This window comes from Candidatus Neomarinimicrobiota bacterium, assembly GCA_012964825.1.
Classification (GTDB): domain Bacteria; phylum Fidelibacterota; class Marinisomatia; order Marinisomatales; family S15-B10; genus UBA2125.
Window position 1 is genome coordinate 14,065 of sequence record DTTI01000037.1, and the last position, 24,893, is coordinate 38,957.

The following is a 24,893-nucleotide window of genomic DNA, read 5'->3' on the forward strand; positions in this document are numbered from 1 at the left end:
AGAACGTAAATTCCGGCTGTGCCCGCCGCCATTGAAATCAGAGATCTCTGTAAGTCCTATGATGATACAGTCGCCCTTCAGGGAATCGACCTCACTATACAACCCGGTGAATTCCACGGCCTCCTGGGCCCTAATGGTGCCGGGAAAACAACCACAATCGGTCTCATCACGGGGCTTGTACGGCTGGAAAAAGGATCCATCTCCGTATTCGGAAAAGACGTCATCCGGGACTACCGCTTCACCCGTTCTAAGATTGGATTGTCGCCACAGGAATTCACGTCAGACTGGTTTTTCCCCATCGAGCGTCTTCTCATCTTCCAGGCTGGTTACTATGGAATTTCAAAGAAAGAAGCACAGCCGAGAGTAAAAGAGCTTCTAGAGAAATTTGGGCTGGCGGAAAAAAGTGAAACCAAGATGCGGAAGCTTTCCGGTGGAATGAAGCGCAGATTTCAGATTGCTAAGGCGCTGGTGAACGATCCTGACATACTCATCCTCGATGAACCGACGGCGGGAGTGGATGTGGAGTTGCGGCACATGCTCTGGGATTTCCTCAGAGAGCTGCACCAGCAGGGAAAGACGATCCTTCTAACCACCCATTATATCGAAGAAGCCGAACAGTTGTGCGAGCGCGTTTCCATCATTAATGATGGATTGATAGTGTCTGAAGGAACGCCTCGAGAACTGATCAAATCTCTGGGCAAGGGCAGCATTGAAGTGACGTTGTCTGGATGGGACGGTTCTCTTGAAGCACAAATATCCGATTTCGACTTCGTCTATGAACCTGAGACAGACGGCGGTCGCCTCATCTTCTCAGTTGATAATCCAGAAAGAGAGTTGACCCACATCGTAGCGACACTCAGCAGTAATGGATGTCACATTCTTGAAGTAAAAATCAACAAGTCAAGTCTGGAAGATGTGTTCGTCGCCATGACTGGACGAGGCATCAATGATTAACTGGATCGGATTCAGAACTCTGGTCTTGCGTGAGATTACCCGCTTCTTATCTGTCTATCGTCAGACGGTGATTCCCGGGCTGATCTCTTCGGGACTCTACATTATCATTTTCGGACTCACCCTCCAGCGCCGCATCTCATCCATTGATGGTGTCCCCTACACAGTCTACATCCTCCCCGGCCTCATCATGATGAATGTTATCACTAACGCCTACAACAATACTGCCTCCAGCATGCTACAAATGAAAATGCTGCAGCAGATTCAGGACATGCTTATCACGCCTCTTAGCAATGTGGAGCTGGCTCTCGCCTTCATCATCGGTGGCGCTGTGAGAGGATTTGTTAACGGAATCCTCGTCCTGCTTCTCGGAATCTTTATTGTAGGGATGCCGTTAGAAAATCCCTTCTCAGTGATTCTCATTATTTTCTTGGTGTCGTGGGCCTTTTCAAGCATAGGATTGGTCATTGGAATAATGGCCCAGACATGGGACAACATTGCTTCAATGGTCAATTTCTTTATCACCCCTCTCATTTTCCTGGGCGGTGTGTTCTATTCCATCAATATGCTCCCCGACTTCTGGAGAACCATCTCACTCGTCAATCCTATCTATTACGTAATCAATGGCCTGAGGCAATCTGTCCTTGGAGTAGGAGATACACCCTTCTCGACCTCACTGATAGCATCAATTGTCATGACGTTGCTTTTCTCCTCAATCGGTATCTTCCTGTTCCACAAAGGGTACCGCATCAAGAGTTAGGTTGCTCCCGGCGGTGCGGCGCCCACTCTATTTAGTTCTCACTCTTTTCGCCTCATTACTCCTTTCACAGGAACCGTCGGAAGACTTGCCCAAGTGGACCCAGTACGGCAGAGGTGGCGCGGGCCAGCTAAACGACTGGGGTGGGCTCGCTTTCTACCGCATGAAGCGGATCAAAGGGAACTCCTTCCACGACCTGCGACTTCTGGGAGTGTACATTCCTGACAATACACTGGCTACTGCAAGATACAAATCAAGCAGAAAATTTGATATATTTCCGCGGTTTTACCGCTTCACTGTTACTTCTCTGCGCAAGAGTTCAGCGTCGGATTTGAGAATTCGGTATCACTACAATCAAGGCTTCGGTGCTTTTCTTTTCGATCAGTCTTCTACAAATCTCACCTCTGAACTAGCCCTTTCCTACGATATGTCGGACTATCTCAATGACACCCGAAAAACTTCCTATCTGAAAGGAGGTCTTTTTTGGGATCTGGACATTTCTCTCACATCATTTGCCATCGATTTTGAATATTTCTATCAGATCAGTGACGTTGTTCCCGAAGAGACAGCTTTGAGCCGTTACGAGATTTCAGCGGAAATGAACGTCTGGATACGTGATCCTTGGCTGGTAATTGCAGGCTATGAGGAAGAATTCTATATGGCTGAAGAAAGAAGAAATGTCCGCTACGTCTACCTGTCCGTCGGGTTCAAGAAACCTCTTCCCTTCCTCTTCTGAAAGAAGTGTCGCGATTATGCCCCGATATAGATAACTGAATGAGGACCACAGGCCTGGATGATCAGATGAAAGGTTTAGATGTAAAAGTGAGTGAGGACATCATTATCCTCTTGCCTTAGCATTTACCCAAGCCGGATAGTCACCGTCGTATCCTGCTCTATCTTGAAGAGAGCGGACTTTTTTGCGAACAGCCTCAACGTTCACACCATTTTCAGGAAGCCGTTTATCAGCTACATAAACCGCTACTTCCCTGGCGTGAACACGCGAGACGCGGATATTCCCCTTCCCTGTAATGGCGTTACCGACACCAAAAACGTTATCAAGCCCGTTGACTTCCCCGGTCTCTTCGTCCTTGATATCGTAAGTGCTCCACTCCATGGGAATACCCTCTATCGGTTCAGGAATACTTCCGATGGAACTGATTACCATGGAACCGTAGACGTCGTGCTCCGTTCCTTCTTTCGGCACAGCTTTATTATTGACCACATCGTTTTCAATCATTCGAAGTCCCACCAGCTTACCTTCTTCCTCAATGATTCCGATGGGCTGTGTCTGACCTTTAAAACGGAAGAGGTACTTGTCCTGAGCTTTCTTCAATATCTTTACACGGGTATCGCGGATTTTCTGCTCTTTTTCGGGAGTTGCATCCACCGGTATTGCAGTAAACGGCATGTTGCGCACATTTCGACGATAGAGGAGATAAGCGCCCTCAAGTTCCAGGTCATCCCAAGTCAAATTAAATTCCTCTAGAGCAGCGGGGATCCCCTTATGCTCAAGATCGATAGTACCCATTTCGATCCCCCGTTCCTTCAAAACACGCGACACAAGCTCCACCTGTATTATCTTCACCACATCAATGGAGGCTAATCCACCACCTACAACTAAAACATTATCTTCTACCCCTATCTGTTCTCCTGTATAGCTGGACTGTTCATTGTGATTATACCAATAGACAAACGGGTTCTGATAGTAAAATCCGTCTCCCTCGTATTGTTCTATGTCCTTGATAGGAAATGATCTGTCCTTCCAAGCGCCGTTTGCCATGAGCACAGCACTGCAACCCATAGCTAGAAGTTCTTCCATAGTGAAATCTTTTCCCATTTGGGTGTTCGGCAGAAAATCCACCAATTCATGACCGATGCGAGTATCAATGAGTTCCATCTCTTTTTTCCGCTGCTTCACATGCCACTTGGGAAGACCATCCTCTATTTTCCCATAAGGAAGGTCATTCTGTTCAAACACAATGCAACGGACACCCCGCTCCGTAAACTGGTATACCGCCTCTGAACCTGCCACGGCGCCACCAACGATACCTACAATCTGATTATCCTGCTGAGCCATCCTGAATCAGCACTGGCACGTGCCGTTCCGCATCTTAGACATGAGATCAACCATGAAATCACAGATAGAAATCTCCTTAATAACAGCTATCTTAATCATGAATTATTGATCGATGATAAACTTGATTTAATCATGTTAAACAAGGGCGCGAAATTAACAGGGAAGTGCATGTTTTCCAAAGACATCACATCGTTAATAATCAATTTAAATAAAGATAAAGTTTGCCAAAGAAAGAAATAACAAAATACAAATTACTTATCCCTCTTGTGAAAATCACCGTTACGACCTACTTTCCTTTATTAGGGTAAAGAGTATGGATGTGCGGTATTTCAGAAGTATAATTGGGATTGTCTGTTTTACTTTTGCCTCCCTAGTTTTTGCCCAAGATGATAAAGATTATGAAAAGTTAAGAGAAGTTATGGTCGAGACGCAGATTGAATCCCGTGGTGTAAAGAATGAAGAGGTCCTGTCCGCTATACGGGGCGTCCCTAGGCACCTTTTTATCGATGAATCGCTCTGGCCCACGGCCTACTCTGACGGCCCCCTTCCCATCGGTTACGGACAGACAATCAGCCAGCCTTACATTGTGGCATTCATGACAGAATTGCTCCAGCCCGACAGTCACCATGTGGTTCTGGAGATCGGTACCGGCTCAGGCTATCAGGCCGCTGTGTTGGCGAAGTTGGTTCACCACGTCTACACCATAGAAATTGTACCTGAACTTGGCCGCAAAGCAAAGGTGACTCTGAGGCGGCTTGGTTACAATAATATTTCCGTCCGAGTTGGAGACGGCTACAAAGGGTGGCCTGAAGAGGAACCCTTTGATCGGATCATCGTTACAGCGGCCCCTGAGGAAGTGCCTCAGGAATTGGTGGAGCAGCTCAAACCGGGAGGCAGAATGGTCTTGCCAGTTGGACCTCGGTGGTGGGGCCAAGACCTGCTTGTGATTGAAAAGGATGAGACAGGCAAAATGGCACGGAATAATATCATTCCCGTCCGATTCGTTCCCATGGTCCACCAGGAAGAACGGAAAAACTAAGTCTTTTCTCCCGGAGTAAGCGCCGCATACTCCTGCCAGAACCTCACAGCTTCAGCCCACTCTTCAGAACTGTAATGAGCTTTGGTCCCGCCTGGGAGTGCCAGCTGGTTCCGCATCATGGTAACTGGCCCCATGGGCAGTTGATCCACCCCTTCAGGCACAGCCTGGATTGAAATCAGTTCCCATTCAGCATCACTACTATGCTCATCATTCTCCTTAAGTATATCGTGGCGATACAGAATGAACTCCACTTTCTCCACCGGCAGTGGTGAGCCCATGGCTGCACGGATCTGAATGTAAGGCTCCTCCCCTTCTCGACGTCGGACAGATTCGGCCTTCAGTTCTGTGGCCTGATCAATTTTTACATAAGGACAGACAAAATGGCTGGTCATTTCATCTGCGGCTTCAACAATCACTACTCCATCCCTATACCCTTCCTTGAAATATCCTGTTTCAAAGCGGACTGAAGCGTGGTTCACTATCTCTTCAAAAGTAAGATCTGTGGCGTATGTTTTGCCTGACCCCTCTACCTGCCGCCGGACGAAATCGTTGACAGCTACCTTTATCATTGTTCTTCACCTGGGCGATAAACCCGCTCCAGATTTGCCTTGATATCTTCCAAATCAAGCCAGACAGGTTTCAGCTCCTGCTGGGCAAACAGGGGTGACTGATCATCAAAATGGGGAGATGATTGATCAACAGCGGCACTGCCAAAGGGATGACCGCTGAAAGATTCCATATTTCCTTCCTTATCCCACCGCACAGCAAGAATGTAGCTGTCTCCCGCAACAGCCACTTGTTGACCTTTTTCATCACCACGGGAGTAAACTGCTCTGAGAACATCGGGGCCACCGGCAATGGGGAGGTTCTCTTTTCCTCGAACAAGCCTTTGTACTTCCCCCCATGTCACATCCAAACGGCCGTAATGTTTCATCAGAAAATCTGCACTTTTTCGAACCGTTTTCTCCAACTCTTCATCGGGATGCATATCAAGATCCCGCCATAAATAGGAATCGAATTCCCTGAGCGTCAGAATACTGACTGCTGCCTGCCGGTTATCAATATTCATTCGGTGATCCCATGAACCCATAAGTTTCAACGCCCTATTCACAAGGGGATCATCACTCTTTACTTTAGAAACTAACTTTTCAATAAGCTGAACATGTTTAGAATGCTGGGAGTAAGAAAGATCAAATTTCGCTTTAAGAAATTCGTCAAAAGTCATTGAGCCATTATTGGTGAAAATTTCCTGGGCACGGAGGGAACGATTGGTCTTATGAGTTTCGATTCCCATGGTGGGCGAAAAAAGTGCGGGGTCAGGGTTGTCGCCTTCCCCGGAAGACATGAACGGTGTGTGGTTACAGGATTGGACAAAACCGGATGACGGGTTCAGCACTTGAGGAATCTCTGACAGCGGAAGAAACTCGTTCCAAACCACAGCGGAAGTATCACCCGGGAGATAGTCTTGCCAATCGAAGGCTTCATCCCGTTTCGGAAACCGCCCATTATAGATATAGAAAATGTTGCCCTCTCTGTCAGCGTAAACCGTATTGAAGCTGGGAATGGCCACCATTTTCATGGCCTCCGTAAACTGAGCGAGGTTTTTAGCTTTGTTTATCCTGTACCACTGATCAACAGCTCGAATATCTTTCAAACTGGAATGGCGAACAGCAAAAGTGCCGAAGGGACGCCTGATGACAGGGCCATGGATTGACCATAAGCCTTCCCGGCGAACCGTCCATTTAATTGGTCCCCACAGCTTTACAATAATGGGAACCTTAAACTTTTCGAACTCCAGCCACTTGCCATCATAGCGATACTGGTCTTTGTTTCGAGGATTGATAACAAGTTCATAAACATCAATGAGGTCAGGCTCATTAACCGTATGGGTCCACCCTTTGTTAAAATCGTGGCCGACGCCAAAAACAGGCATGCCAGGGAAAAGAGCACCGGACACCTGCCACCCTTCTTCACTTTTTACGTGTGCCTCATACCAGGCCAGGGGACCGTTCCAAGGCTGATGCGTATTTGAGAGGAAAAAAGTGCCCCCATCGGCTGTCCTTTCAGGTGATACACCAAAACCGTTGGAGCCCACGGGGGTTCCGCCGAAGGTGTCTGTCAGATGCATTTCGTCGGAGGAAGAAGCCAGAGTTTCGGGCCTTTGATCTCGCATAAGCCTGCGAATAACACCATCCAGTCCAAAAAAGAAGGTGGTTCTAAGAGAGAAACCTGTAACTATGTCCTTCCCGGAAACAGGGTAAAGACCGGCTGTTTCGGAACCGGGGTGGCGAGTAATGTAATAATTAATTCCATCGGCGTAGGCTTCGCAAACTTTTCTCACTTCCGGGGAAAGGTCCGTTTCATACTTTTCTTCCACTGTTTCATACAGCTTAAAAAGTTTGACAAAAAAATCGATGGGGACGGATTTAATTCCCTGATGGGAAGCGAGAATCCCCCGAGCGGCAAGAAGAGAAACTTCCATATTCTCTAAGTCATCTTCGGCGTGGGCGTAGGCCAGACCAAAGGCCACATCAGCATCGGTTTTACCGTATATGTGGGGGACACCCCAGGTATCCCTATAGATAGTTACGTCGAAACGGTCACCCAAATCTGACGGAGCTTGCCAGGTGGGAACAGAGGCACAGGATATAAAAAGTAAACCTGAAAAAGAGATTGGAAAACAAAACCGAAACACAGTTTTTACCATCTATAGTAGGCGGGATGCCCCAGTTTAACTGCAACAAATGTTCCAATGCAAGTTGCGCAAATTTTTCCGCCGGCTTCCAATACAGCTTCCACAGTGACCCTCTCCTCTGTTGATTTCACAACTCGGGCTGAGAGATGAATTGCACCTTTGTCAGTAGGTGTGGGACGTTTCATTTTAACGAAATAGTCCGCAGTGACCGTTGCCGGCACTTGGTCTTCACCGTTTTTTTTCATGAGAAAATGAGCAGCAGCCCAATTGGAATGGCAATCCATAAGGGCACCGATGATACCTCCATTCAAAACACCTGAAAATGCTTCATGATGCTTACTGGCTTGCCAGTCACAAATATATTCACCTCCCTTAAAAAAACTGCGAATCCGTAACCCTTTTACATTTGCAGGTCCACAGCCGAAACAAACGTTATCCGGAGCTAATGTTTCCTGAAGACTGTTACCTTGCGGTGACATTACGCACCCTGTACCTTCCCGGCAAGACTCATGGAGACGGCGGGTTCGGGCTCTACCAGTTCTCCACGCTCCAATTTGCGAAATATAGTCAAAAGCCAAACAGTTGCCACAGAGGAAGATACCATCACGGATATGACCTGGGCAATCCACACCCATTCGATGGTCTTACCCATAACAAAAACAAAATATGACGCCAGGGAAACACTCACCAGTAGTACACGCATAATGGTAATTACAAGCATAGGTATCCCTTGACCCAATCCTTGAAGCGCTCTGCCGCTGATCATACTTATAGCAACAAAAGGATAACCGAACACAAAATACCTCAGGTACTGAGAACTCACAGCCCGGATGGCCGCTTCATCACTGAAGACAGTAACCATTTTGGGTGCAAAAATAAAAAAGATCGCTCCAATAACCACAGCGATGAGTACGCAACTTTTGATTGCATGACCTGTGATGGACCTTATCAAATCGGTTCGTTGTGCTCCGTAGAACATGCCTACCAAAGTGACAAGGCTGGAGGAAACGGAAATTGCTGGCATGAGAAAAACGTGATCTATACGGATACCGATCTGGTATCCCGCTACAGCCTCGCTGGAAAACATGACAAGAATTCTGTTAAACGCCCCGCCACCCAAAGCCATAATAATCATGGAGAAAGAGGCGGGCAGACCAATCTTGAAAATCTTGGAGAGGATTGTACTCGAAAAGGAAAAATCCTTCAAGGCAAAGTTGATGTAACTGTGCTGTTTTACCAGCATGAGATAAGCAAAAATAAGTGCAACCACAGCCTGGCTTACCACCGTGGCAACTGCTGCACCTTTCACGCCCATGTCCAGGGCGAAAATGAAAATGGGATCGAGGATGATGTTCAGTATCGTTCCTCCGCCCTGAATGATCATGGGCGTTTTCATGTCTCCTTCACCAGAAAGAATAGATCGAAAAAAGATGGAAAGGACAAGAAAAATATAGGCGCTAGCGATAACACTGAAGTAGTCCCATGCCAGAGGAAGGATTGAGGCCGGTGTTCCCAACAATATCAAGATTTTTTTCCCTTTTAACAATCCGATAACTGTCAGAAACAGTCCAAGCAACAGACCAAGAATAACTGCGTGCTCAGCACAGTTGTCCGCATTTCGCTTATCTTTGGCACCAATGTATTGAGCGATGACGGCTGTGACACCGGAGCCAAGACCAAATACCAGGCCCAGGCCAAAGAAAAGGAGTGGAAGATTAAACGCCAGGGCCGTTAGAGCGTCGCCGCTCACCCGGCCAACGAATATCATATCCACTATTGTGTAGATAGTTTGTACCATCATACCCAGCATCATGGGCATGGCCAGCGTCCACAAAGCGCGCCGTGGGTTGGCTGTGAACTGGTCCAGTCTGGAATCTTTGTCTTTGTTTATATCCATTTCCTAAGTCAACAAATTAGAATTTTAGCCTGATTGAAAATACAAACAGACTCATTTTCCGCAGGAAAGATTGTAAAGTTTAACTCGAACTCAATAGGGATAAAATGATCTTTTTCGCCACCTGCAAAGTAACTAAAACCGGCGTGAAAAACCGACACCCAGGCTCATGCCGCCTACACCACTGTTTGCCACGGCAAAACCTACTGAAACCCGCTTCAGACTATATCCAAAGCCGAGAGAAAAACCGGAGGCGATATCTCGCCACAGTTTTCCTGTCTGAAGATCGGACCGGAAGGAACTTGTGCCAAGTTGCAGAAAAAGTCCTCTCGGCAGCGAAAACTCACCACCCAGCCTGAAAAGACTGCGCTTCTCCCACCAGACTGCATCGGCAGAAAGAGTGAGCGGCAGATATTCCATTTTTCTTGTGACTCCTATAGCCACAGATGTAGGGATCACTTCAATATGTGACGTGTACTCCTTAACAGTGGTACCGAGGTTGCGAATAGAAACACCCAGCGATGTTTCAAGCTGTGGTATGCTCACTCTACCACCCAACGAAACGAGGCCCAGTACAGCGGTGACATTCCCCACACTGCTTTGAAACATCCCCACCGATACACCCACATCAGCTAGTGAAGACAGACTTTTAGCCACAGCTACGTTGAGCCAAGCATCACCGGCTGAAAACGAACCCATGTCGTTGCCATCTCGGTCGCGTTCTTTGAAAGCGCCATAGTTGACACTGCGGAAAGTGGCAGCAACAGACAGGCCTTTCACAGCCATTCGCCACTCAGCTAACTGAGATTGAACCGTGGCGGGATAGCGTACTGCCGAAAGAATCAATGTTTTCTCTTTGCCTGACAAAAGGGCGGGGTTCAGTGATGAAACATCCGCCCCGAGAACGTCCGCTACACCGCTGCCGGACATTCCGAGAGAGCGAACGTGATAGGCAATGTCGAGAGACTGGTAAGAAGTTTGCGCCCAGGCGGATCCAATGAGAAAAAAAATCAATAATGTTTTCCGCATTATTTTAGAGGAGAGATATGGGATCAACATCCATAGTAACCCTGACATTTCCTTTCTTTCCCTTTTTCTCGGATCCGGTGAAATGTCGCTTCAGAAATGTATGAAAAAGTTCACCGTTTTTATCCTTCTGTTTCGGTGATTTAAAAATGATCTGATACCGGTAGTTTCCACGGAGACGCTCCACAGGACAGGGCGCGGGCCCCACAATCTCTAGCCATTTCGGTTTTTCACTGTTCTTCTTCAGGTGATTTTTTGCTGCTAAGCAAACCTTTTTCTCATCCGGACCGGAAAATTCCACTCTTGCCATCCAACTGAAAGGGGCATACATCAGTTCCCTACGCTCATTCAGGCAGATATTGTAGTATTTTTCAATATCAAGCTGGGACGCGGATTTTATAGCAGGATCGTCAGGATGGCTGGTCTGTATAACCGCTTCTCCAGGCTTGGTGCCACGGCCTGAGCGGCCCGCCACTTGGTAGATAAGCTGAAAAGTCCTCTCCCCGGCTCTGAAATCGGGCAGAAAAAGTCCTGTGTCAGCATTGACAACACCCACCAGCGTGACGTTAGGAAAGTCGAGGCCTTTGGCAATCATCTGAGTTCCTAAAAGAACATCGTATCGTCCTTCACCAAACTCCTTTAGAATTTTTGTGTAGGCCCCCTTCCGGCGGGTGGTATCCATATCCATCCTTACATACTGAATGTCAGGGAATTTTCGAATTAGAACTTCTTCCACTTTTTGAGTCCCCGTTCCGCCAAGCCTTAGTGTACCATCACACTTTGCACAAAGCGTAGGAACTGGTTTTTGAAAATTACAGTAGTGGCACTTCAGTAACGAATCTGACTTATGAAACGTCAGTACGATCTGACAGTGCTTGCACATCTCCACCTCACCACAGTCCACACAGGCGACCACCGTTGCAAAACCCCGCCTGTTCTGAAGTAAAATCACCTGTTCCTTACGTTCCATCCGCTCAGCAATTTTTTCAGTCAGTTCTCTTGACAAAACAATGGAATAATCCTCCAAAACGGCACGTTCTTCATTCATGTCCACCACATGGACTCTGGGATAGAGCGCATCACCATACCGGGATGTCAGCCTGAGATAGTTCAGCTTGCTAGTGGCCTGATTGTAGTATGATTCCATACTCGGTGTGGCACCGGCAAGCAGCGTGATAGCATCGCTCAGTTTCCCCCGCATAAGGGCTACATCTCTGGCATGATACCGCGGAGCGGGGCTCTCCTGCTTAAAACTCCCCTCCTGTTCTTCGTCAACAACAATGAGGCCCACATTTTTCATGGGGGTAAAGATGGCGCTCCTGGCTCCCACCACAACCGAGTACTTCCCGGCGCAGATCTGGCGCCATGTCCAGCTTCTCTCAGAGGATGTCATACGGCTGTGCCAGATGGCCACCTCCTCACCGAACACTGACCAAAACCGTCCGGCAATCTGGGGCGTAAGGGAAATTTCAGGCAAAAGAATGATGGATGTCTTGCCGAGCTGTTGCGCGGCTCGTGCCAGATGAATGTACACTTCCGTCTTTCCACTACCTGTAACTCCATGAAGTAATGAAGCACTGTACAGACCTTGCTTCATAGACTTCATTATTTCGTCAACAACCGCTTGTTGCTCAGCTGTCAGTTCAATCTTTTTGTGAACAGAAGTCACTTTAAGTCCGCCCAGTTCCGGCTCCCTGGTAAGGGCCCGAACAGCCACCAGCCCCTTTTTCTCAAGAGACCGGCAGATGGCAGAAGCCCGGTCAGATACATCAGAAAGATCTTTTACAAAAAGTTTCCCGCCTCGGTTAGATATTGCCTGGATAACTTTGTATTGTTTGGGCGCTTTTTCCTTTAGCTCTTGTAGCTGATCGGCAGAAATTTTTTCAGCACTCACTTCCAGAATCTGGGCCGGCTCATATTGTTGCGACAGACCGGACGGCACCGCCGACCGCATCACTAGCCCCAGAGGTGTAAGATAGTAATCGCTCACCCACGAAATGAGCCGCCAGAGCGTATCGTCCAAAAGTGGTACGTCATCCACAACTTCACTAATGAGTTGAATCTTACCTTTAAACTTAGCTTTGTCTCCTAGGCCCACAACAACACCCTGAACCGCCTTGCGCCGGCCCAGCGGTGCCTTGACGCGGATCCCTGTCTTAATCACTCCATCCAGCGGCTTCGGTATCCGGTAAGTAAAGACCCGCCAGCTTGAGATGGGGAAAGAGACGTCAGCGTACATGCAACGAAGATAGATGGGAGGTCAGGAATCTGCAACAAAAAACCCCCGCCACAGCGGGGGTTTTACAGATAATAGATGAGGGCTTTCGCCTCATTCTTTAATCACGTATACCTTTATTTCAGTCTCCACATCAGTGTGGAGCTTAATGGAAACATTGTGCACACCCAGCGATTTGATGGGCTCATCCAGCTGGATAGCTTTCCGATCCACATCAAAACCTTGCTCTTGGAGAAGCTCACTAATTGTGATAGCTGTTACTGAGCCAAAGAGCCGGTCATCTTCGCCGACCTTCACCGGCGCGGAAAGTTTCAGCTTGGAAAGCTGCTCAGCAACCTCGCTGTGGTGTCCTGTGGTTTTTTTGTCCCTAGCGGTAATCTGATTTTTGAGTACATCAACTTCTCTCATATTCCCGGGCGTTGCTTCTACAACTAAGCCTCGAGGCATAAGGTAGTTCCTGGCGTAGCCATCTTTTACCCTAACCACATCACCCACGTCGCCAAGCTTGTCAATCTTTTGTTTGAGGATAACTTCCATTGTCACAGACCCTTTCCTGACTAACCGCTAAATTCATCGCCAGTGTAAGAAAGCAACGCAATGTTTCGCGCCCGCTTGATTGCACCGGTCAGCTGCCGCTGATGCCTGGAGCAAGTGCCCGTCACACGTCCGGGGATGATTTTACCCTGCTCATTCACAAACTTTCTAATCAGTTTAACGTTCTTGTAATCGATGGTGAGGGTACGGTCCTCACAGAATTTGCATACTCGCCCACGTCCCATAAACGCCATAGCTTAGCCCTCCGTTTCCAACTTGGTCTCAACCTTAACATCCTTTTTATCAAATGATGCTTCACTGTTTGAGTCTTCCCTGATAACAGGTGCATCATCAAGACGCGTGGTGAGATATGCCAAAATCGGTTCCTGAAGTTCCATCCAACTGTTCAACTCATCAATGAAAGGTTCCTGAACAGAATATTGGAGCATCATATAGTTACCGTATCTGAATTTGTTCACTTCATAAGCAAGTCGTCGTTTACCCCAAGTGTAAGAGTTGACGATCTCAGCACCATGATTCTTAATCCGCTCATCTACATTGTTCTTGAGCTCATCTAAACGCGCATCTTCATAATCAGGGTGTGCGATATAGAGCGTTTCGTAGTATCTCATACTTTCTCCTTAATTCTATGAAATCAGTGGTGCAATGACCAGTGAGACCACAGACATTAGTTTGATCAGAATGTTCAGCGACGGGCCCGCTGTATCTTTAAAGGGATCGCCAACTGTGTCTCCAACCACAGCGGCTTTGTGAGCATCGCTTCCCTTGCCACCGTGAGCACCACTTTCAATATATTTTTTTGCATTGTCCCAAGAACCACCGGCATTGGCCATAAAGATAGCAAGCAGCACTCCGGTTACTGTTACTCCCGCTAGAACACCTCCTAGCATCTCAGGATTTTTCAGTACCAATCCGAAAAACACCGGTGTAAGTACTGCCAGCAATCCTGGAGCGATCATCCGCTTAATAGCCGCCGCCGTGGCAATATCCACACAGCGGGCATGATCAGCCTTGGCTTTGCCTTCCAGTAAGCCTTCTATTTCTCGAAACTGCCTTCTGACTTCCTCAATCATTTCAAAGGCAGTCTCACCAACAGCCCGCATAGCGAAGGCCGAAAACAGGAAAGGCAGTGCACCTCCAATCAGCAATCCCGCCATAACTGTGGGTTTCATAATATCAATTGAATCAAGACCTACTTTTGTCTGGTAAGCACCGAAAAGAGCCAAGGCTGTCAATGCAGCGGATCCTATAGCAAATCCTTTACCAATGGCGGCTGTGGTATTCCCCACGGCATCCAGTTTATCTGTTCTTTCACGAACTTCTGATGGTAGTTTCGCCATTTCTGCACAGCCCCCGGCGTTATCTGCGATGGGACCGTACGCATCCACCGCCAATTGGATTCCCGTAGTAGAGAGCATCCCCAACGCCGCAATTGCAATGCCATAAAGACCCGAAAAATTGTATGCTACTATAATGGCTATGGCAATGCTGAGAACCGGAAACACTGTTGATTGCATTCCGTTTGCCAAGCCGGAAATGATATTCGTAGCCGGACCGGTTTCGCTCGACTTGGAGATGCTCCTTGCCGGACCGCGGGATTCAGCTGTGTAGTATTCTGTCAGCGTCCCCACCAGAATGCCCGCCACCAACCCGGTAGTGGTAGCACCAAATATATCTACAGCCTTTACAACTTTGTCATTCAGCATGGCTGTGCCTGGGACAAAATAATCAATGATAAAATAACTGACGGCCAACATAAGAACACTGGAGCCATATGTGCCGATATTGAGCGCGGTCTGAGGGTTGCCGCTCTCCTTGGTTCTCACAAAGAATGTTCCGATGATGGAGACAAAAATGCCTGCTCCTGCCAGATAAAGCGGCAACATGACCAAGTTGGTAGCACCGGCCGCTGCCGCAAGAACCATGGCTCCAATAATAGAACCGACGTAAGATTCGAACAGATCTGCACCCATTCCGGCCACATCACCCACATTATCACCGACGTTATCAGCTATAGTAGCAGGATTTCGAGGATCATCTTCCGGAATGCCCACTTCCAGTTTCCCCACAAGGTCAGCACCCACGTCAGCTGCTTTCGTGAAGATACCACCTCCAACGCGAGCAAAAAGAGCTATGGATGATGCACCCATGGCAAATCCCGAGAGGAGTGTCATCACGTGTTGAAGATCAACACTTTCATTCAGTCCGCCGTAAAGATAAAACAGCGAAGAGATACCAATCACACCCAAGCCCACAACACTCATACCCATGACAGATCCGCCTGCAAAAGCGACACCAAGGGCAGAATTGAGGCTGGTTCTGGCAGCCTGCGTTGTACGGTTGTTAGCCGCTGTAGCTACTCGCATACCAAAGAATCCGGCAAAACCACTGCAAAGAGCACCAACAATAAAACTTACTGCCACCATGCTGGTGTTTTGTGACGCATTACCCCATGCAAGAAGGGCGGCTACCGCAACCACAAACACCGCCAAGACCTTATACTCCCGAGCGAGAAATGCCATGGCACCTTCCCGAACAGCTGTACCGATTTCTATCATCTTCTCATTGCCAGGATCCTGCTTGTTTACCCAGGAAGATCTCACAAGCGCATAAATCAAAGCCAAAACACCCGCCAGTGGAATAAAATAAAACAAGGTCATTACTCGGCTAACTCCTCTGTATGTAATCTGTTGAATTCAGCCATGGTCTTTTCCAAACCTCTGGTCAAAATAGATTCCACTGCATCGGCACCTCGGATCATCATTTCTTCAGCCAAGGATTGATTTTCCTTCCGGAATGGTTTTAGCACATAATCTTCTGCCGGTCGCATCTGCTCCTCCGTGCCGATACCCATGCGAATCCGCGGGAAGTCGGTGCTACCCAGTTGGTAGATGATCGATTCCAGACCGCGGTGACATCCGTCGCCACCGGCAGGCCGAACCCGCATAGTACCCAGTGAAAGGTCTACATCATCCACGATGATGTGCAGATCTGCCAGATCAATCTGCCAATGGGCCTGAACTTTCTTCACTGAAATACCACTTCTGTTCATACCCGATGTCGGTTTAACCCAGACAAGATCATCAGATCCAGCATAAACGTAGTTATCGTTTCCTGGTCGAAAAACGAGATTTCGGCGGCGAACAAGCTCATCCACTACCCAAAACCCAAAGTTGTGTTTTGTTCCGGCATAGTGAGCTTCCACATTGCCTAAACCGATAAACGCAATCACTTTGAAGCACCTTCCTCCTTCTCGCTATCACCGGATGGTTTTTCAGCACCTTCGCCCTCACCTTTTTCCGCGGGTATTTCTTCACCTTCGACACCTTCACCTTCCTCACCTTCCTCACCTTCAAGTTCTTCCTCTTCAAGCTCAGGCTCTTCAATAATCTCTTCTTTCGGAGCTTGGACGGAAACCACCGTAATGTCAGGATTGGTCAAGATTTCTCCATCTTCGATAGAAAGATCATAAACATGGACACTGTCACCGACTTCCATTTCTTCCACATCTAGATGTACAGCCTCGGGCACTTTTGTGGCGGGACAACTAATCTCCAGTTCTGTAATATTCTGCGTCATTATGCCACCGGTCTTAACACCAGCTGCTTCGCCGTCCAAGACCACCGGTATTGAGAGCGTGATCGTATCCTTAAGGCTCACACCAAAAAGATCCACGTGAACAATCTCTTCAGTGACAGGGTGGTATTGAATTTCCTTAAAAATTACGTGAAGTTTTTCTTCACCCACAGTTACGGCATAGACCCGAGACATGGATTGAAGTGCATCGTGGAGGTGGCGCCTGTCTATGACAAACGGGACTGCATCATGCGTAGCCGAGTAAAATATACCGGGTATCTTACCTTTATCTCTCATCTGTTTCGCAGTCTGATTTCCCAGTTCTGTCCGCTTATCAAGTTCAAGTTTGAACTCTTGAGCCATAACTACCTCCGGTTAAACGTTGAAAAGTGCACTGACAGACTCACCGCTATGGATATTGGCGATAGCGTTCGCAAACAGAGAAGCAACCGATATTACTTCCAGTTTATCGAATCGCCGGTCATCATCCAATTTTGCGGTGTCAGTCACAATGACTTTCTTGATAGATGAATCCATAAATCTTTGGGGAGCCTCGCCGGAAAAAAGCCCATGGGTGGCCAAGGCAAAGACCGAAGTGGCCCCATTTGCAATAGCCGCTTCAGCTGAATTAATCATGCTACCGCCAGTATCGATCATGTCATCCATAACAAAAACTTCTTTGTCTTTCATATCTCCAATCAGGTGTACCACTTCCGCATGGTTCGGTGAAGTGCGTCGTTTGTCAACGAGACCGAAACCGACTCCTAGGCGCTTAGCATAAGCCTGTGCCATGGGTGCCCGTCCCACATCTGGCGCCAAAATGACCGTCTTATCGGGATGAAGGTCAAACTCACGCAATCTTTTAAAAACAAGCTGCCGGGCATAAAGGTGATCGAACGGGATATGAGTAAACCCCTGAATTTGCGGTGAATGAAGATCCATGGTGAGCACACGTCCCGCTCCGACACTGGATAACATATCCATAATCACACGGGCTGAGATTGGGACTCTCGGTTGATCCTTTCTGTCTTGGCGGGCATAGCCATAGTAAGGGATTACAGCCGTTACACGGTCCGCTGAAGCTCGAACAGCTGCATCGATCATAAAAACGAGTTCAAGGATATTCTCCGCCGGTGGTTGAGTCGATTGAACAACGAAAACATCCTGTCCTCGAATGTTCTCTTCATACTTCACCCACAGTTCTCCGTCAGCAAACTGACGGAAACTTATCTTGCCCATCTCGATACCGAGATGTTTCACTATTTCCGCTGTCAGTGGTTTGTTTGATCTTCCACTAAAGACTTTCATTATATCTCCTCATCTCACTGTTGCCGGGCTTGGATTCGAACCAAGATTAACGGCTCCAAAGGCCGCGGTCCTGCCGTTGGACGACCCGGCAAAACTATTACAGGCACGTCCGGGAAACTTACTCGATTCGCGGACCGCGCCACATCTGAAATGTGGCTGGGATGGCAGGATTCGAACCTGCATCGTCCCGGTTAACAGCCGGGCGTCATGCCAGTTAGACCACATCCCAAAAAGATACGGGGCAAAGTCAGCGTGTAACGGGATGGGTAATGAAGGTTTGGAAGGAAGAGAACTGTTTCAGGGCTTTTTCAGCAACATCGTTGTCCTCAAAGATTCCAAACACAGTCGAGCCGCTACCCGACAGACTGGCAAATCCCGCCCCGGCGTCTAAAAGCCGTTTCTTCAGGTCACCAATCTCTGGATATGTTCGAAATACCAGAGATTCAAAATCGTTCTCAAAAAACTTCCCCAGAGATTCCCACGATGAGTGTTCTTCTATGAGGGCCGCGAAATTACCAGCTTCAAATCTGCCGGACAAGGAGTTTTTGACTTTTCCATAGGCCCAGGCCGTCGATATCTCCACTGATGGACAAACCAAAAGTATCGACTCCATTGTCGGGAGTGAGACAGGTGTCAACCGGTCACCGATACCTTCTGCCAGCTGTGTTCCCCTTTTCAAAAAGAAAGGGACATCGGCACCCAATGTTACAGCCATCTCTTTAATAAGGCCATCGCTAAGCTCCAACCCAAAAAGATCATTCACTCCGGTCAGAACGGTGGCGGCGTTGCTTGACCCTCCGCCTAATCCTCCCGCTACGGGAATCCGTTTTTCGAGATGAATGGAGACGCCGTCAAGTCCGGGGACAGCTTTTTTCAATGAATTATAAGCTTTTACGCAAAGATTTGTATGGTTGGTAGGAAGCGCCAGTCCTGAACAGGTGAGCGTGCAACCTTCGGAGGTTTCATCAAGAATAATTTCGTCGGCCAATGAAATTTCCTGGAAAATGGTCACGATGGTGTGGTAGCCGTCGTCCCGCCGGTCCGTGATTTTCAGACCGATGTTTACTTTGGCTCGAGAAGAAAGAGTGATAGGAATCTTTTACCTCAGCCGTCCGGTCGCCTGAGTGTAACGATTGCGATAGCGCCAATCCCTTCGCCGATACCGGTGAATCCCAGACCGTCTGAGGTGGTAGCCTTCACCGATACAGACTGAGTGTCAAGACTCATCTCTGAAGCAAGCGTCTGCCGCATGGACTGGAGATATTTTCTCAGCCGGGGAGACTCAAGAACGACGGTTCCGTCCACGTTTCCAATCACAAATCCTGCTTCGCTCACCAGTTCTACAGCGTGTGAAAGAAAGGTGAGGCTCGATACCCCTTTCCACCTATCATCGCTACTGGGGAAGTAGGTACCGATATCACCCAAAGCATTGGCGCCCAGGAGCGCATCCACAATAGCATGTGTCAAAACATCCCCATCGGAGTGACCAACGGAACCCTTGTCAGACGGAATTGTGACGCCACCGATAATCAGGGTCTCGCCCGCTGAAAGCCGATGAACGTCATAGCCGATTCCTGTCCTAACCATATTGACCCATAGAGAGAATAGCCTCAGCAAGGGTAAGATCGTTCTTGGTGGTGATCTTTATATTAAAAGAGCTTCCCTCCACAATGGCAATTCGGCCTCCTACAGTTTCCACCAGTTGCGCTTCATCGGTTCCCACAATGCCCAGCGCCAGAGCGTGTTCAAAAGCCTTGTCCAGGATGCCCACAGCAAATGTCTGGGGCGTCTGGGCCTGCCAAACTGTGGAGCGATCCATGGTTCTGTTGATGATATCGTTGTCAGAAGTCTTCAGCGTATCTGTGGCAGGGATCGCAACAATCGCGCCGTCGTAAGTGTCCGTAAGTTCTACAGTTTTCTCGATCCATTCAGTCTGGAGAAAAGGACGGACGGCGTCATGAATTATCACAACTTCCACCCTCTCTCTAATTTGAGAAAAAGCGTTGTAGACACTTTCCTGTCTCTGCTCGCCCCCAGGAATTACGTGCACGTTGTGACCATCACTACATTTTCTCAAAAGCTGATTACATTTTTCCACGTTGGAGGCAGGGACTGTCACTACGGTTTCATCAATGATGGGTGATTCAAGAAATATTATCGCAGACCTTAGGAAAAGGGGCTCGCCGCCCAGCTCAGCGAATTGTTTCTTTGAATTATCACTCTCAGAAATGAATCGTTTCCCTTCGCCTGCGGCGGCTATGATTGCCCCAACCCGCAAAACAAATCAGAGGATCAGCATGGCATCGCCATAACTGAGGAATCGGTACTGCTTTTTTAACGCTTCCTTATATGCCTTGAAAATAAATTCCCTCTCAGTAAAAGCACAAAGGAGCATGAGAAGCGTCGATTTGGGCTGGTGGAAGTTGGTGACGATGGAATCAGTCATCTTGAAATCGAAGGGGGGGTAAATGAATTTGTCCGTCCAACCTCGCTTCGGCGTCACCTGAAAACCTGAAACGACGACAGTTTCCAATGCTCTCACTGAAGAAGTTCCGATCGAAAAGATGCGTTTCTCGCGTTCCCGTGTTTCGTTGATTGCGATAGCTGTTTCAGGCGGCACTTCGAAATATTCAGAATCCATCTGGTGGCGAGTGAGGTCTTCAACCTGCACCGGCCGAAATGTCCCGAGACCGATATGGAGGACGATGGGTGCCACACGAACACCTTTCGCTTTGATCTTTTTCAACAGGTCATCAGTAAAGTGAAGACCAGCGGTGGGTGCTGCCACGGCACCTCTATTTGAAGCAAAAACAGTCTGATAACGCTCTTTATCCTTGGGCGTGTCGGCCCTTCTAATATATGGCGGCAGGGGGGCATGACCGATCCTGTCAATAATTTCATAGAAATTTTCTGAATCGTACTCGAAGCGAACCACTCGACCACCCGAGACGGTATTGTCAATGACGTCACAGTGTACCTTGTCAGTGAAGTGGAGCTTATTACCGATTCGGACTTTCCTGGCAGGCTTCACCAACACTTCCCAAAGATCATTCTCCAGTTCCCTCAAAAGAAAGACTTCTACCCTGGCGTCTGTCCTGTCTTTCACCGCGTAGAGGCGGGCGGGGAACACCTTCGTCTGGTTTACGATGACAAGATCATCCTTCTTGAGATAGTCGATGAAATTATGAAACCGTTTGTGCTCAATCCTCTGCGTTTCTCTGTGCAGCACCATAAGCTTGGAGTATTCCCGCCGGGGCCACGGTTCCTGAGCAATACGAGTTTTGGGTAAATTGTAATCAAAATCCGTTAATCTGAGTTTTACTCGCTTTTCAAATAGCATTTATTTCTCCTAATTAAAAAGTGTCTGTTGGTTTTCCGGTTTATCGATGCCGAGATATTTGAATGCCCTTTCTTCAGCCACTCGACCACGAGCTGTCCGCTGGATGAAACCTTTCTTAATGAGAAAAGGTTCATAAACATCCTCAATCGTCTGAGAATCCTCCCCGATGGCGACACTGAGGGAATTTAGACCCACAGGCCCACCGCTAAATTTTTCCACCAGTGCCGACAGTATTGCCCGATCCATATCATCCAGGCCATGGCCGTCAATTCCCAGTTTTTCAAGAGATTTCATTGCTACCTTTTTTGTAATCTCCCCATTTTCTTTTACCTCAGCATAGTCACGGGTTCTCCGGAGAATACGATTGGCAACACGGGGTGTTCCCCGGGAACGGGATGCCAGTTCGGAAGCACCCTCTTTATCAATTTTTACTGTAAGAATTTTGGCCGAACGAAGAATTATCTGAACAAGATCTTCCACTTCATAAAAGTCCACACGCAGCACCACTCCAAACCGGTCTCGCATGGGTGAGGTGAGATTACCGAGGCGCGTGGTGGCACCGATAAGGGTAAAAGGTTCCAGATTCAGGCGGACACTTCGAGCGCTGGGTCCCTTATCTATGAGGATATCGATGCCATAGTCTTCCATGGCAGAATAAAGATACTCTTCCACAACATTATTAATTCTGTGAACTTCATCGATAAAAAACACGTCCCGGCCCCGGAGATTCGTAAGAAGCCCCGCCAGATCAGCGGCCCGTTCCAAAACAGGGCCCGATGTCTGTTTAAGATTCACATCCAGTTCCTTGGATATTATGTGAGCCAACGTTGTCTTCCCCAATCCCGGTGGGCCGAAAAGCAAAACATGGTCGAGTGCCTCGCCCCGCTTTCGCGATGCTTCAATATAAAGTTTTAGGTTTTCAACAACATCAGACTGGCCTACAAATTCACTGAAGGTTGTTGGCCGAAGAGTCTGGTCGGCGACCAGATCTTCTTCCTGAGGAGCGGGGGTGGTTATATGCGGGTCAGTCATTCAGGAAAGAGACATCCACGCCGAGCACCTCGGCGTCTACTGCGCCTATACGCAGTCCTAAATCTAAGATGAGGTTGGAGCGATTGCAATTGAAGAGTCTTCAGCAGGAGGGAAATGCGCTACGCAAGCGGGACAGGCGGGCGTCTCTTTCCGAGGAGAAACGTTCAATTCCCTTCTTGAGCCAATCTGCGGAAAGGTGTGCTTCCTCCACCACCTCGTCCACACTGCCTCCAGACCGCCACCTGTTGTCCCAGTCTGAGGAGAGGGAATACTCTTTCACCACAGGATTGGCAATCCAGTTGTACATAAGGCGGAGTCCACCGTTGGTAACGATCATGGCATCGTGCATATCCTCCTCTGACAGCACGGACTGCCGGTATTCCATCACCTGGCGCTGAAAAAGTCCCCAAGATATTGCAGCAACAATCTTCACATTTGGGCCGTCCTGATTGAGGTCGTGGAGAATCTTCATGAGGTTCGAGGTGCAACTGGTCCCCCGGATGATGACAGTCCCCTCGTGTGGTTTATTTTCACTGTAATCCCTGATGATGTAGGCCCCCTTTACCGCTTCCTTGTGCGATTCCATACCGAGTGCTTGCCTGTCTGGAATTTCTATGGGCGGTCTTGTGAGGTGAAGGATGATAATGGGAACATCGGTACCCAAAGCGGCACCAAGAACAGGTGCAACCTCGTTATGCTCCCAAGGGTGGAGGTTGAGAACGTGCCCGTCAGGAAACAGCTGTGTCACGCCCGGTGAAAATATACCGAAATGAGTCCTGGCGTCTTCGGCGGTTTCCGGCCCGGAATGGCCAGCCACCCACAGAAGCCTCCCCACCTTCAGTTCAGAATCTTGAGCTACCTGACTAAAGAGGCGAATGGGACCGTACTTTAGATAAGAAAACGAGGCGTATGTGGAGCAGGCGCCTATAAAGCCGTTGAACTCTTCATATGGTTTTTCACTGAAATTAACTGTCGCCATACCGACAAGAATACCGGCATTGGCGAATTCTGTAATGGCCTGCGGCAAGACCGTACCATCCAGATTGGTGTGACGATTGTAAAAGCCAAAGTCGGGCTGGCCATTCCACCCCTTCCCAAAACCAGAAATGTTGGTTGAATCAGCCAAATCAGCCGACGCCGCAATTACCATAGGCCGGCCATATTTTTCTTTGACATAACAGTTGAGCCAGGAACCAAACTTGGCAAGGGCAACCCTGTTGGGGATTTTGGTTCCCGGCTCCACAAAAAGATCATCTGGATAGGATTCGTAGTCAGTAAGAACCGAATCGTTGAAAGGGTTGGATTTTCCAACACGACATCCTTTTATCGTTTCTGGTACTGAATTCCCCAGTTCCACTAGTCGACCGGACAAGTAATCAACAAGAGCCTGGTCCCGTTCCAGAACCGACATGACCGTCTCCAGGTGACTCACAGCCTGCTCTCTCAACATTTTTTCGTCCTCAGGTGCAGGGTTATTACTACCATCGAATTCAACATCATATTTTTCAGCGAACGGGTGTTTTGTTTCCCAGAATAGTTCCGAATGTCTTTTGTGAGGTGTGCCATGACTCTTGAAGTCGTATACACCGTAGCCCCGTCCTTTTCTATTCTTGGTCCAAATCATCTTCGGTACATTAGGCTCATCATCTTTGAAGAGACGGTGATAGGCGGAAATGATCTCCTCCCAATTTTCTCCATCCTCTGTTCCTTCAACATGCCAGCCGTACGGTTCAAACCAATCTTTTGGCGAACCGTGAACAACGTCACTGTACGGCCGCGAATCGATGCCGTGATCATTCCAATCGATGAAGTAAACTAGATTCCCGAGACCCAAGCCGTAAGCCGATTGACGGGCTTCATGACTGGCGCCGGTGGTAAGACCCCCCTCCCCCTCAAAGGCAAAAACTTTCACTTCGTCTGTCCCGGCTAGTTTGTGTGCCAGCGCTTCACCGACAGCTGGAGGCGAGCCATGTCCTGAGGGGCCAGTATTAAATTTGAGGAATAGTGTTTTTCCGGCCATTTCGGCGTGGCCCGGAAGACCACCAATACGGCGCAGGGTCAGCAAATCTTCCCAGAATAGTGTTCTTTCCTCACCGCCATTCACCAAATAACAGTCGTCTTTCGTCTGACCACGCTTTATTCTAAGGGCCTGATTGAAAACAGCTAGTGTGGCATAGACTACTGGATTGGTATGCCCAGCCACGAGTAAAAACCGATCCCCAAACCGCTTCCCCGGCTCACGAATATCCCATCGCATTGCCCCTGAAAGTAGGGTGGTAACCATGGCGAATACCTTGGAGCGGGAGCCGCCGGGATGTCCGCTCTGCCTGTAGTTGAGCATTAGATCGATACATTGATCTATAAGATCCTTTATCACCTCCCAGTGAACGAACTCATTCTTCAACTC

24 protein-coding genes and 2 tRNA genes are annotated in these 24,893 nt (G+C 48.4%); 4 read left to right on the plus strand and 22 right to left on the minus strand.

Annotation, left to right across the window (positions count from 1 at the left end):
- Positions 1–18 precede the first annotated feature (18 nt).
- Genes EYO21_03440 through EYO21_03450 form a run of 3 tightly spaced genes read left to right on the plus strand, consistent with a single transcriptional unit; the run spans position 19 to position 2,444 of the window.
- Positions 19–954 carry an ABC transporter ATP-binding protein gene (locus tag EYO21_03440; protein HIB02865.1) on the plus strand — a complete coding sequence of 312 codons (936 nt, stop codon included), beginning with the start codon at positions 19–21 and terminating at the stop codon, positions 952–954.
- A complete protein-coding gene (locus EYO21_03445) occupies positions 947–1,711 on the plus strand; it encodes an ABC transporter permease (protein ID HIB02866.1) in 765 nt (254 codons plus the stop codon). The genes EYO21_03440 and EYO21_03445 overlap by 8 nt, the downstream gene beginning before the upstream one ends.
- 13 nt (positions 1,712–1,724) lie before the next feature.
- Positions 1,725–2,444 carry a hypothetical protein gene (locus EYO21_03450; GenBank protein HIB02867.1) on the plus strand — a complete coding sequence of 240 codons (720 nt, stop codon included), beginning with the start codon at positions 1,725–1,727 and terminating at the stop codon, positions 2,442–2,444.
- Between the two features lie 102 nt (positions 2,445–2,546).
- Here EYO21_03450 and EYO21_03455 read toward each other — a convergent pair whose 3' ends face one another.
- Complete coding sequence (locus EYO21_03455) at positions 2,547–3,785, minus strand: hypothetical protein (GenBank protein ID HIB02868.1); 1,239 nt, start codon at positions 3,783–3,785, stop codon at positions 2,547–2,549.
- A gap of 313 nt (positions 3,786–4,098) precedes the next feature.
- Between EYO21_03455 and EYO21_03460 the strand changes: the two genes are divergently transcribed.
- Positions 4,099–4,824, plus strand: coding sequence for a protein-L-isoaspartate(D-aspartate) O-methyltransferase (locus EYO21_03460; protein ID HIB02869.1), 726 nt, complete (start codon positions 4,099–4,101; stop codon positions 4,822–4,824).
- On the opposite strand, the gene EYO21_03465 is transcribed toward EYO21_03460, so the two are convergent.
- The 21 genes from EYO21_03465 to EYO21_03565 form a co-directional block, all read right to left on the minus strand.
- Positions 4,821–5,393: a DUF3228 family protein gene (locus EYO21_03465; GenBank protein ID HIB02870.1), complete on the minus strand. Its 573-nt coding sequence runs from the start codon at positions 5,391–5,393 to the stop codon at positions 4,821–4,823. The genes EYO21_03460 and EYO21_03465 overlap by 4 nt on opposite strands.
- The gene (locus EYO21_03470) at positions 5,390–7,531 is read right to left on the minus strand and encodes an acylase (GenBank protein ID HIB02871.1); all 2,142 of its coding nucleotides are present in this window, start codon (positions 7,529–7,531) and stop codon (positions 5,390–5,392) included. The genes EYO21_03465 and EYO21_03470 overlap by 4 nt, the downstream gene beginning before the upstream one ends.
- Positions 7,525–7,998: a PaaI family thioesterase gene (locus tag EYO21_03475; GenBank protein ID HIB02872.1), complete on the minus strand. Its 474-nt coding sequence runs from the start codon at positions 7,996–7,998 to the stop codon at positions 7,525–7,527. Before EYO21_03475 ends, EYO21_03470 begins: the two co-directional genes overlap by 7 nt.
- Positions 7,998–9,416, minus strand: a complete 1,419-nt coding sequence (locus tag EYO21_03480) for an MATE family efflux transporter (protein ID HIB02873.1) — start codon at positions 9,414–9,416, stop codon at positions 7,998–8,000. Before EYO21_03480 ends, EYO21_03475 begins: the two co-directional genes overlap by 1 nt.
- 132 nt (positions 9,417–9,548) lie before the next feature.
- Complete coding sequence (locus EYO21_03485) at positions 9,549–10,442, minus strand: hypothetical protein (GenBank protein ID HIB02874.1); 894 nt, start codon at positions 10,440–10,442, stop codon at positions 9,549–9,551.
- A gap of 4 nt (positions 10,443–10,446) precedes the next feature.
- On the minus strand, positions 10,447–12,678 hold the full coding sequence (priA, locus tag EYO21_03490; protein ID HIB02875.1) for a primosomal protein N': 2,232 nt from the start codon (positions 12,676–12,678) through the stop codon (positions 10,447–10,449).
- 90 nt (positions 12,679–12,768) lie between these two features.
- Positions 12,769–13,212 (minus strand): 50S ribosomal protein L9, encoded by a 444-nt coding sequence (locus tag EYO21_03495; GenBank protein ID HIB02876.1) that lies wholly within the window; start codon positions 13,210–13,212, stop codon positions 12,769–12,771.
- 20 nt (positions 13,213–13,232) lie between these two features.
- Entirely contained in the window at positions 13,233–13,454 is a 222-nt protein-coding gene (gene rpsR / locus EYO21_03500) for a 30S ribosomal protein S18 (GenBank protein ID HIB02877.1), read from the minus strand.
- A gap of 12 nt (positions 13,455–13,466) precedes the next feature.
- On the minus strand, positions 13,467–13,841 hold the full coding sequence (rpsF, locus tag EYO21_03505) for a 30S ribosomal protein S6 (protein HIB02878.1): 375 nt from the start codon (positions 13,839–13,841) through the stop codon (positions 13,467–13,469).
- A 15-nt stretch (positions 13,842–13,856) separates the two neighbouring features.
- The gene (locus tag EYO21_03510) at positions 13,857–15,890 is read right to left on the minus strand and encodes a sodium-translocating pyrophosphatase (GenBank protein HIB02879.1); all 2,034 of its coding nucleotides are present in this window, start codon (positions 15,888–15,890) and stop codon (positions 13,857–13,859) included.
- Positions 15,890–16,462 carry an aminoacyl-tRNA hydrolase gene (locus EYO21_03515; GenBank protein HIB02880.1) on the minus strand — a complete coding sequence of 191 codons (573 nt, stop codon included), beginning with the start codon at positions 16,460–16,462 and terminating at the stop codon, positions 15,890–15,892. The genes EYO21_03510 and EYO21_03515 overlap by 1 nt, the downstream gene beginning before the upstream one ends.
- The gene (locus EYO21_03520) at positions 16,459–17,169 is read right to left on the minus strand and encodes a 50S ribosomal protein L25 (protein ID HIB02881.1); all 711 of its coding nucleotides are present in this window, start codon (positions 17,167–17,169) and stop codon (positions 16,459–16,461) included. Before EYO21_03520 ends, EYO21_03515 begins: the two co-directional genes overlap by 4 nt.
- 12 nt (positions 17,170–17,181) lie before the next feature.
- Positions 17,182–18,114 carry a ribose-phosphate pyrophosphokinase gene (locus EYO21_03525; protein HIB02882.1) on the minus strand — a complete coding sequence of 311 codons (933 nt, stop codon included), beginning with the start codon at positions 18,112–18,114 and terminating at the stop codon, positions 17,182–17,184.
- Between the two features lie 20 nt (positions 18,115–18,134).
- A tRNA-Gln gene (locus EYO21_03530) sits at positions 18,135–18,205 on the minus strand.
- A 62-nt stretch (positions 18,206–18,267) separates the two neighbouring features.
- Positions 18,268–18,343: transfer RNA gene (locus EYO21_03535), tRNA-Asn, on the minus strand.
- An 18-nt stretch (positions 18,344–18,361) separates the two neighbouring features.
- Complete coding sequence (gene ispE / locus EYO21_03540) at positions 18,362–19,210, minus strand: 4-(cytidine 5'-diphospho)-2-C-methyl-D-erythritol kinase (GenBank protein ID HIB02883.1); 849 nt, start codon at positions 19,208–19,210, stop codon at positions 18,362–18,364.
- Between the two features lie 8 nt (positions 19,211–19,218).
- On the minus strand, positions 19,219–19,701 hold the full coding sequence (locus EYO21_03545; protein ID HIB02884.1) for a 2-C-methyl-D-erythritol 2,4-cyclodiphosphate synthase: 483 nt from the start codon (positions 19,699–19,701) through the stop codon (positions 19,219–19,221).
- Entirely contained in the window at positions 19,694–20,392 is a 699-nt protein-coding gene (gene ispD / locus EYO21_03550; protein HIB02885.1) for a 2-C-methyl-D-erythritol 4-phosphate cytidylyltransferase, read from the minus strand. Before ispD ends, EYO21_03545 begins: the two co-directional genes overlap by 8 nt.
- 6 nt (positions 20,393–20,398) lie before the next feature.
- Positions 20,399–21,454, minus strand: a complete 1,056-nt coding sequence (queA, locus tag EYO21_03555) for a tRNA preQ1(34) S-adenosylmethionine ribosyltransferase-isomerase QueA (protein HIB02886.1) — start codon at positions 21,452–21,454, stop codon at positions 20,399–20,401.
- 9 nt (positions 21,455–21,463) lie between these two features.
- Positions 21,464–22,486, minus strand: a complete 1,023-nt coding sequence (gene ruvB / locus EYO21_03560) for a Holliday junction branch migration DNA helicase RuvB (protein HIB02887.1) — start codon at positions 22,484–22,486, stop codon at positions 21,464–21,466.
- Positions 22,487–22,586: 100 nt separating this feature from the next.
- Entirely contained in the window at positions 22,587–24,890 is a 2,304-nt protein-coding gene (locus EYO21_03565) for a transketolase (protein HIB02888.1), read from the minus strand.
- Between the last annotated feature and the right edge of the window lie 3 nt (positions 24,891–24,893).

Coding starts and splice junctions, on each gene's coding strand:
- EYO21_03495 (HIB02876.1), bottom strand. CDS start 13,212: ATGGAAGTTATCCTCAAACAAAAGATTGACAAGCTTGGCGACGTGGGT.
- EYO21_03455 (HIB02868.1), bottom strand. CDS start 3,785: ATGGCTCAGCAGGATAATCAGATTGTAGGTATCGTTGGTGGCGCCGTG.
- ruvB (HIB02887.1), bottom strand. CDS start 22,486: ATGACTGACCCGCATATAACCACCCCCGCTCCTCAGGAAGAAGATCTG.
- EYO21_03460 (HIB02869.1), top strand. CDS start 4,099: ATGGATGTGCGGTATTTCAGAAGTATAATTGGGATTGTCTGTTTTACT.
- EYO21_03445 (HIB02866.1), top strand. CDS start 947: ATGATTAACTGGATCGGATTCAGAACTCTGGTCTTGCGTGAGATTACC.
- EYO21_03480 (HIB02873.1), bottom strand. CDS start 9,416: ATGGATATAAACAAAGACAAAGATTCCAGACTGGACCAGTTCACAGCC.
- EYO21_03525 (HIB02882.1), bottom strand. CDS start 18,114: ATGAAAGTCTTTAGTGGAAGATCAAACAAACCACTGACAGCGGAAATA.
- EYO21_03475 (HIB02872.1), bottom strand. CDS start 7,998: ATGTCACCGCAAGGTAACAGTCTTCAGGAAACATTAGCTCCGGATAAC.
- EYO21_03545 (HIB02884.1), bottom strand. CDS start 19,701: ATGGTTAGGACAGGAATCGGCTATGACGTTCATCGGCTTTCAGCGGGC.
- EYO21_03520 (HIB02881.1), bottom strand. CDS start 17,169: ATGGCTCAAGAGTTCAAACTTGAACTTGATAAGCGGACAGAACTGGGA.
- EYO21_03485 (HIB02874.1), bottom strand. CDS start 10,442: ATGCGGAAAACATTATTGATTTTTTTTCTCATTGGATCCGCCTGGGCG.
- priA (HIB02875.1), bottom strand. CDS start 12,678: ATGTACGCTGACGTCTCTTTCCCCATCTCAAGCTGGCGGGTCTTTACT.
- EYO21_03465 (HIB02870.1), bottom strand. CDS start 5,393: ATGATAAAGGTAGCTGTCAACGATTTCGTCCGGCGGCAGGTAGAGGGG.
- EYO21_03510 (HIB02879.1), bottom strand. CDS start 15,890: ATGACCTTGTTTTATTTTATTCCACTGGCGGGTGTTTTGGCTTTGATT.
- rpsR (HIB02877.1), bottom strand. CDS start 13,454: ATGGGACGTGGGCGAGTATGCAAATTCTGTGAGGACCGTACCCTCACC.
- rpsF (HIB02878.1), bottom strand. CDS start 13,841: ATGAGATACTACGAAACGCTCTATATCGCACACCCTGATTATGAAGAT.
- EYO21_03470 (HIB02871.1), bottom strand. CDS start 7,531: ATGGTAAAAACTGTGTTTCGGTTTTGTTTTCCAATCTCTTTTTCAGGT.
- queA (HIB02886.1), bottom strand. CDS start 21,454: ATGCTATTTGAAAAGCGAGTAAAACTCAGATTAACGGATTTTGATTAC.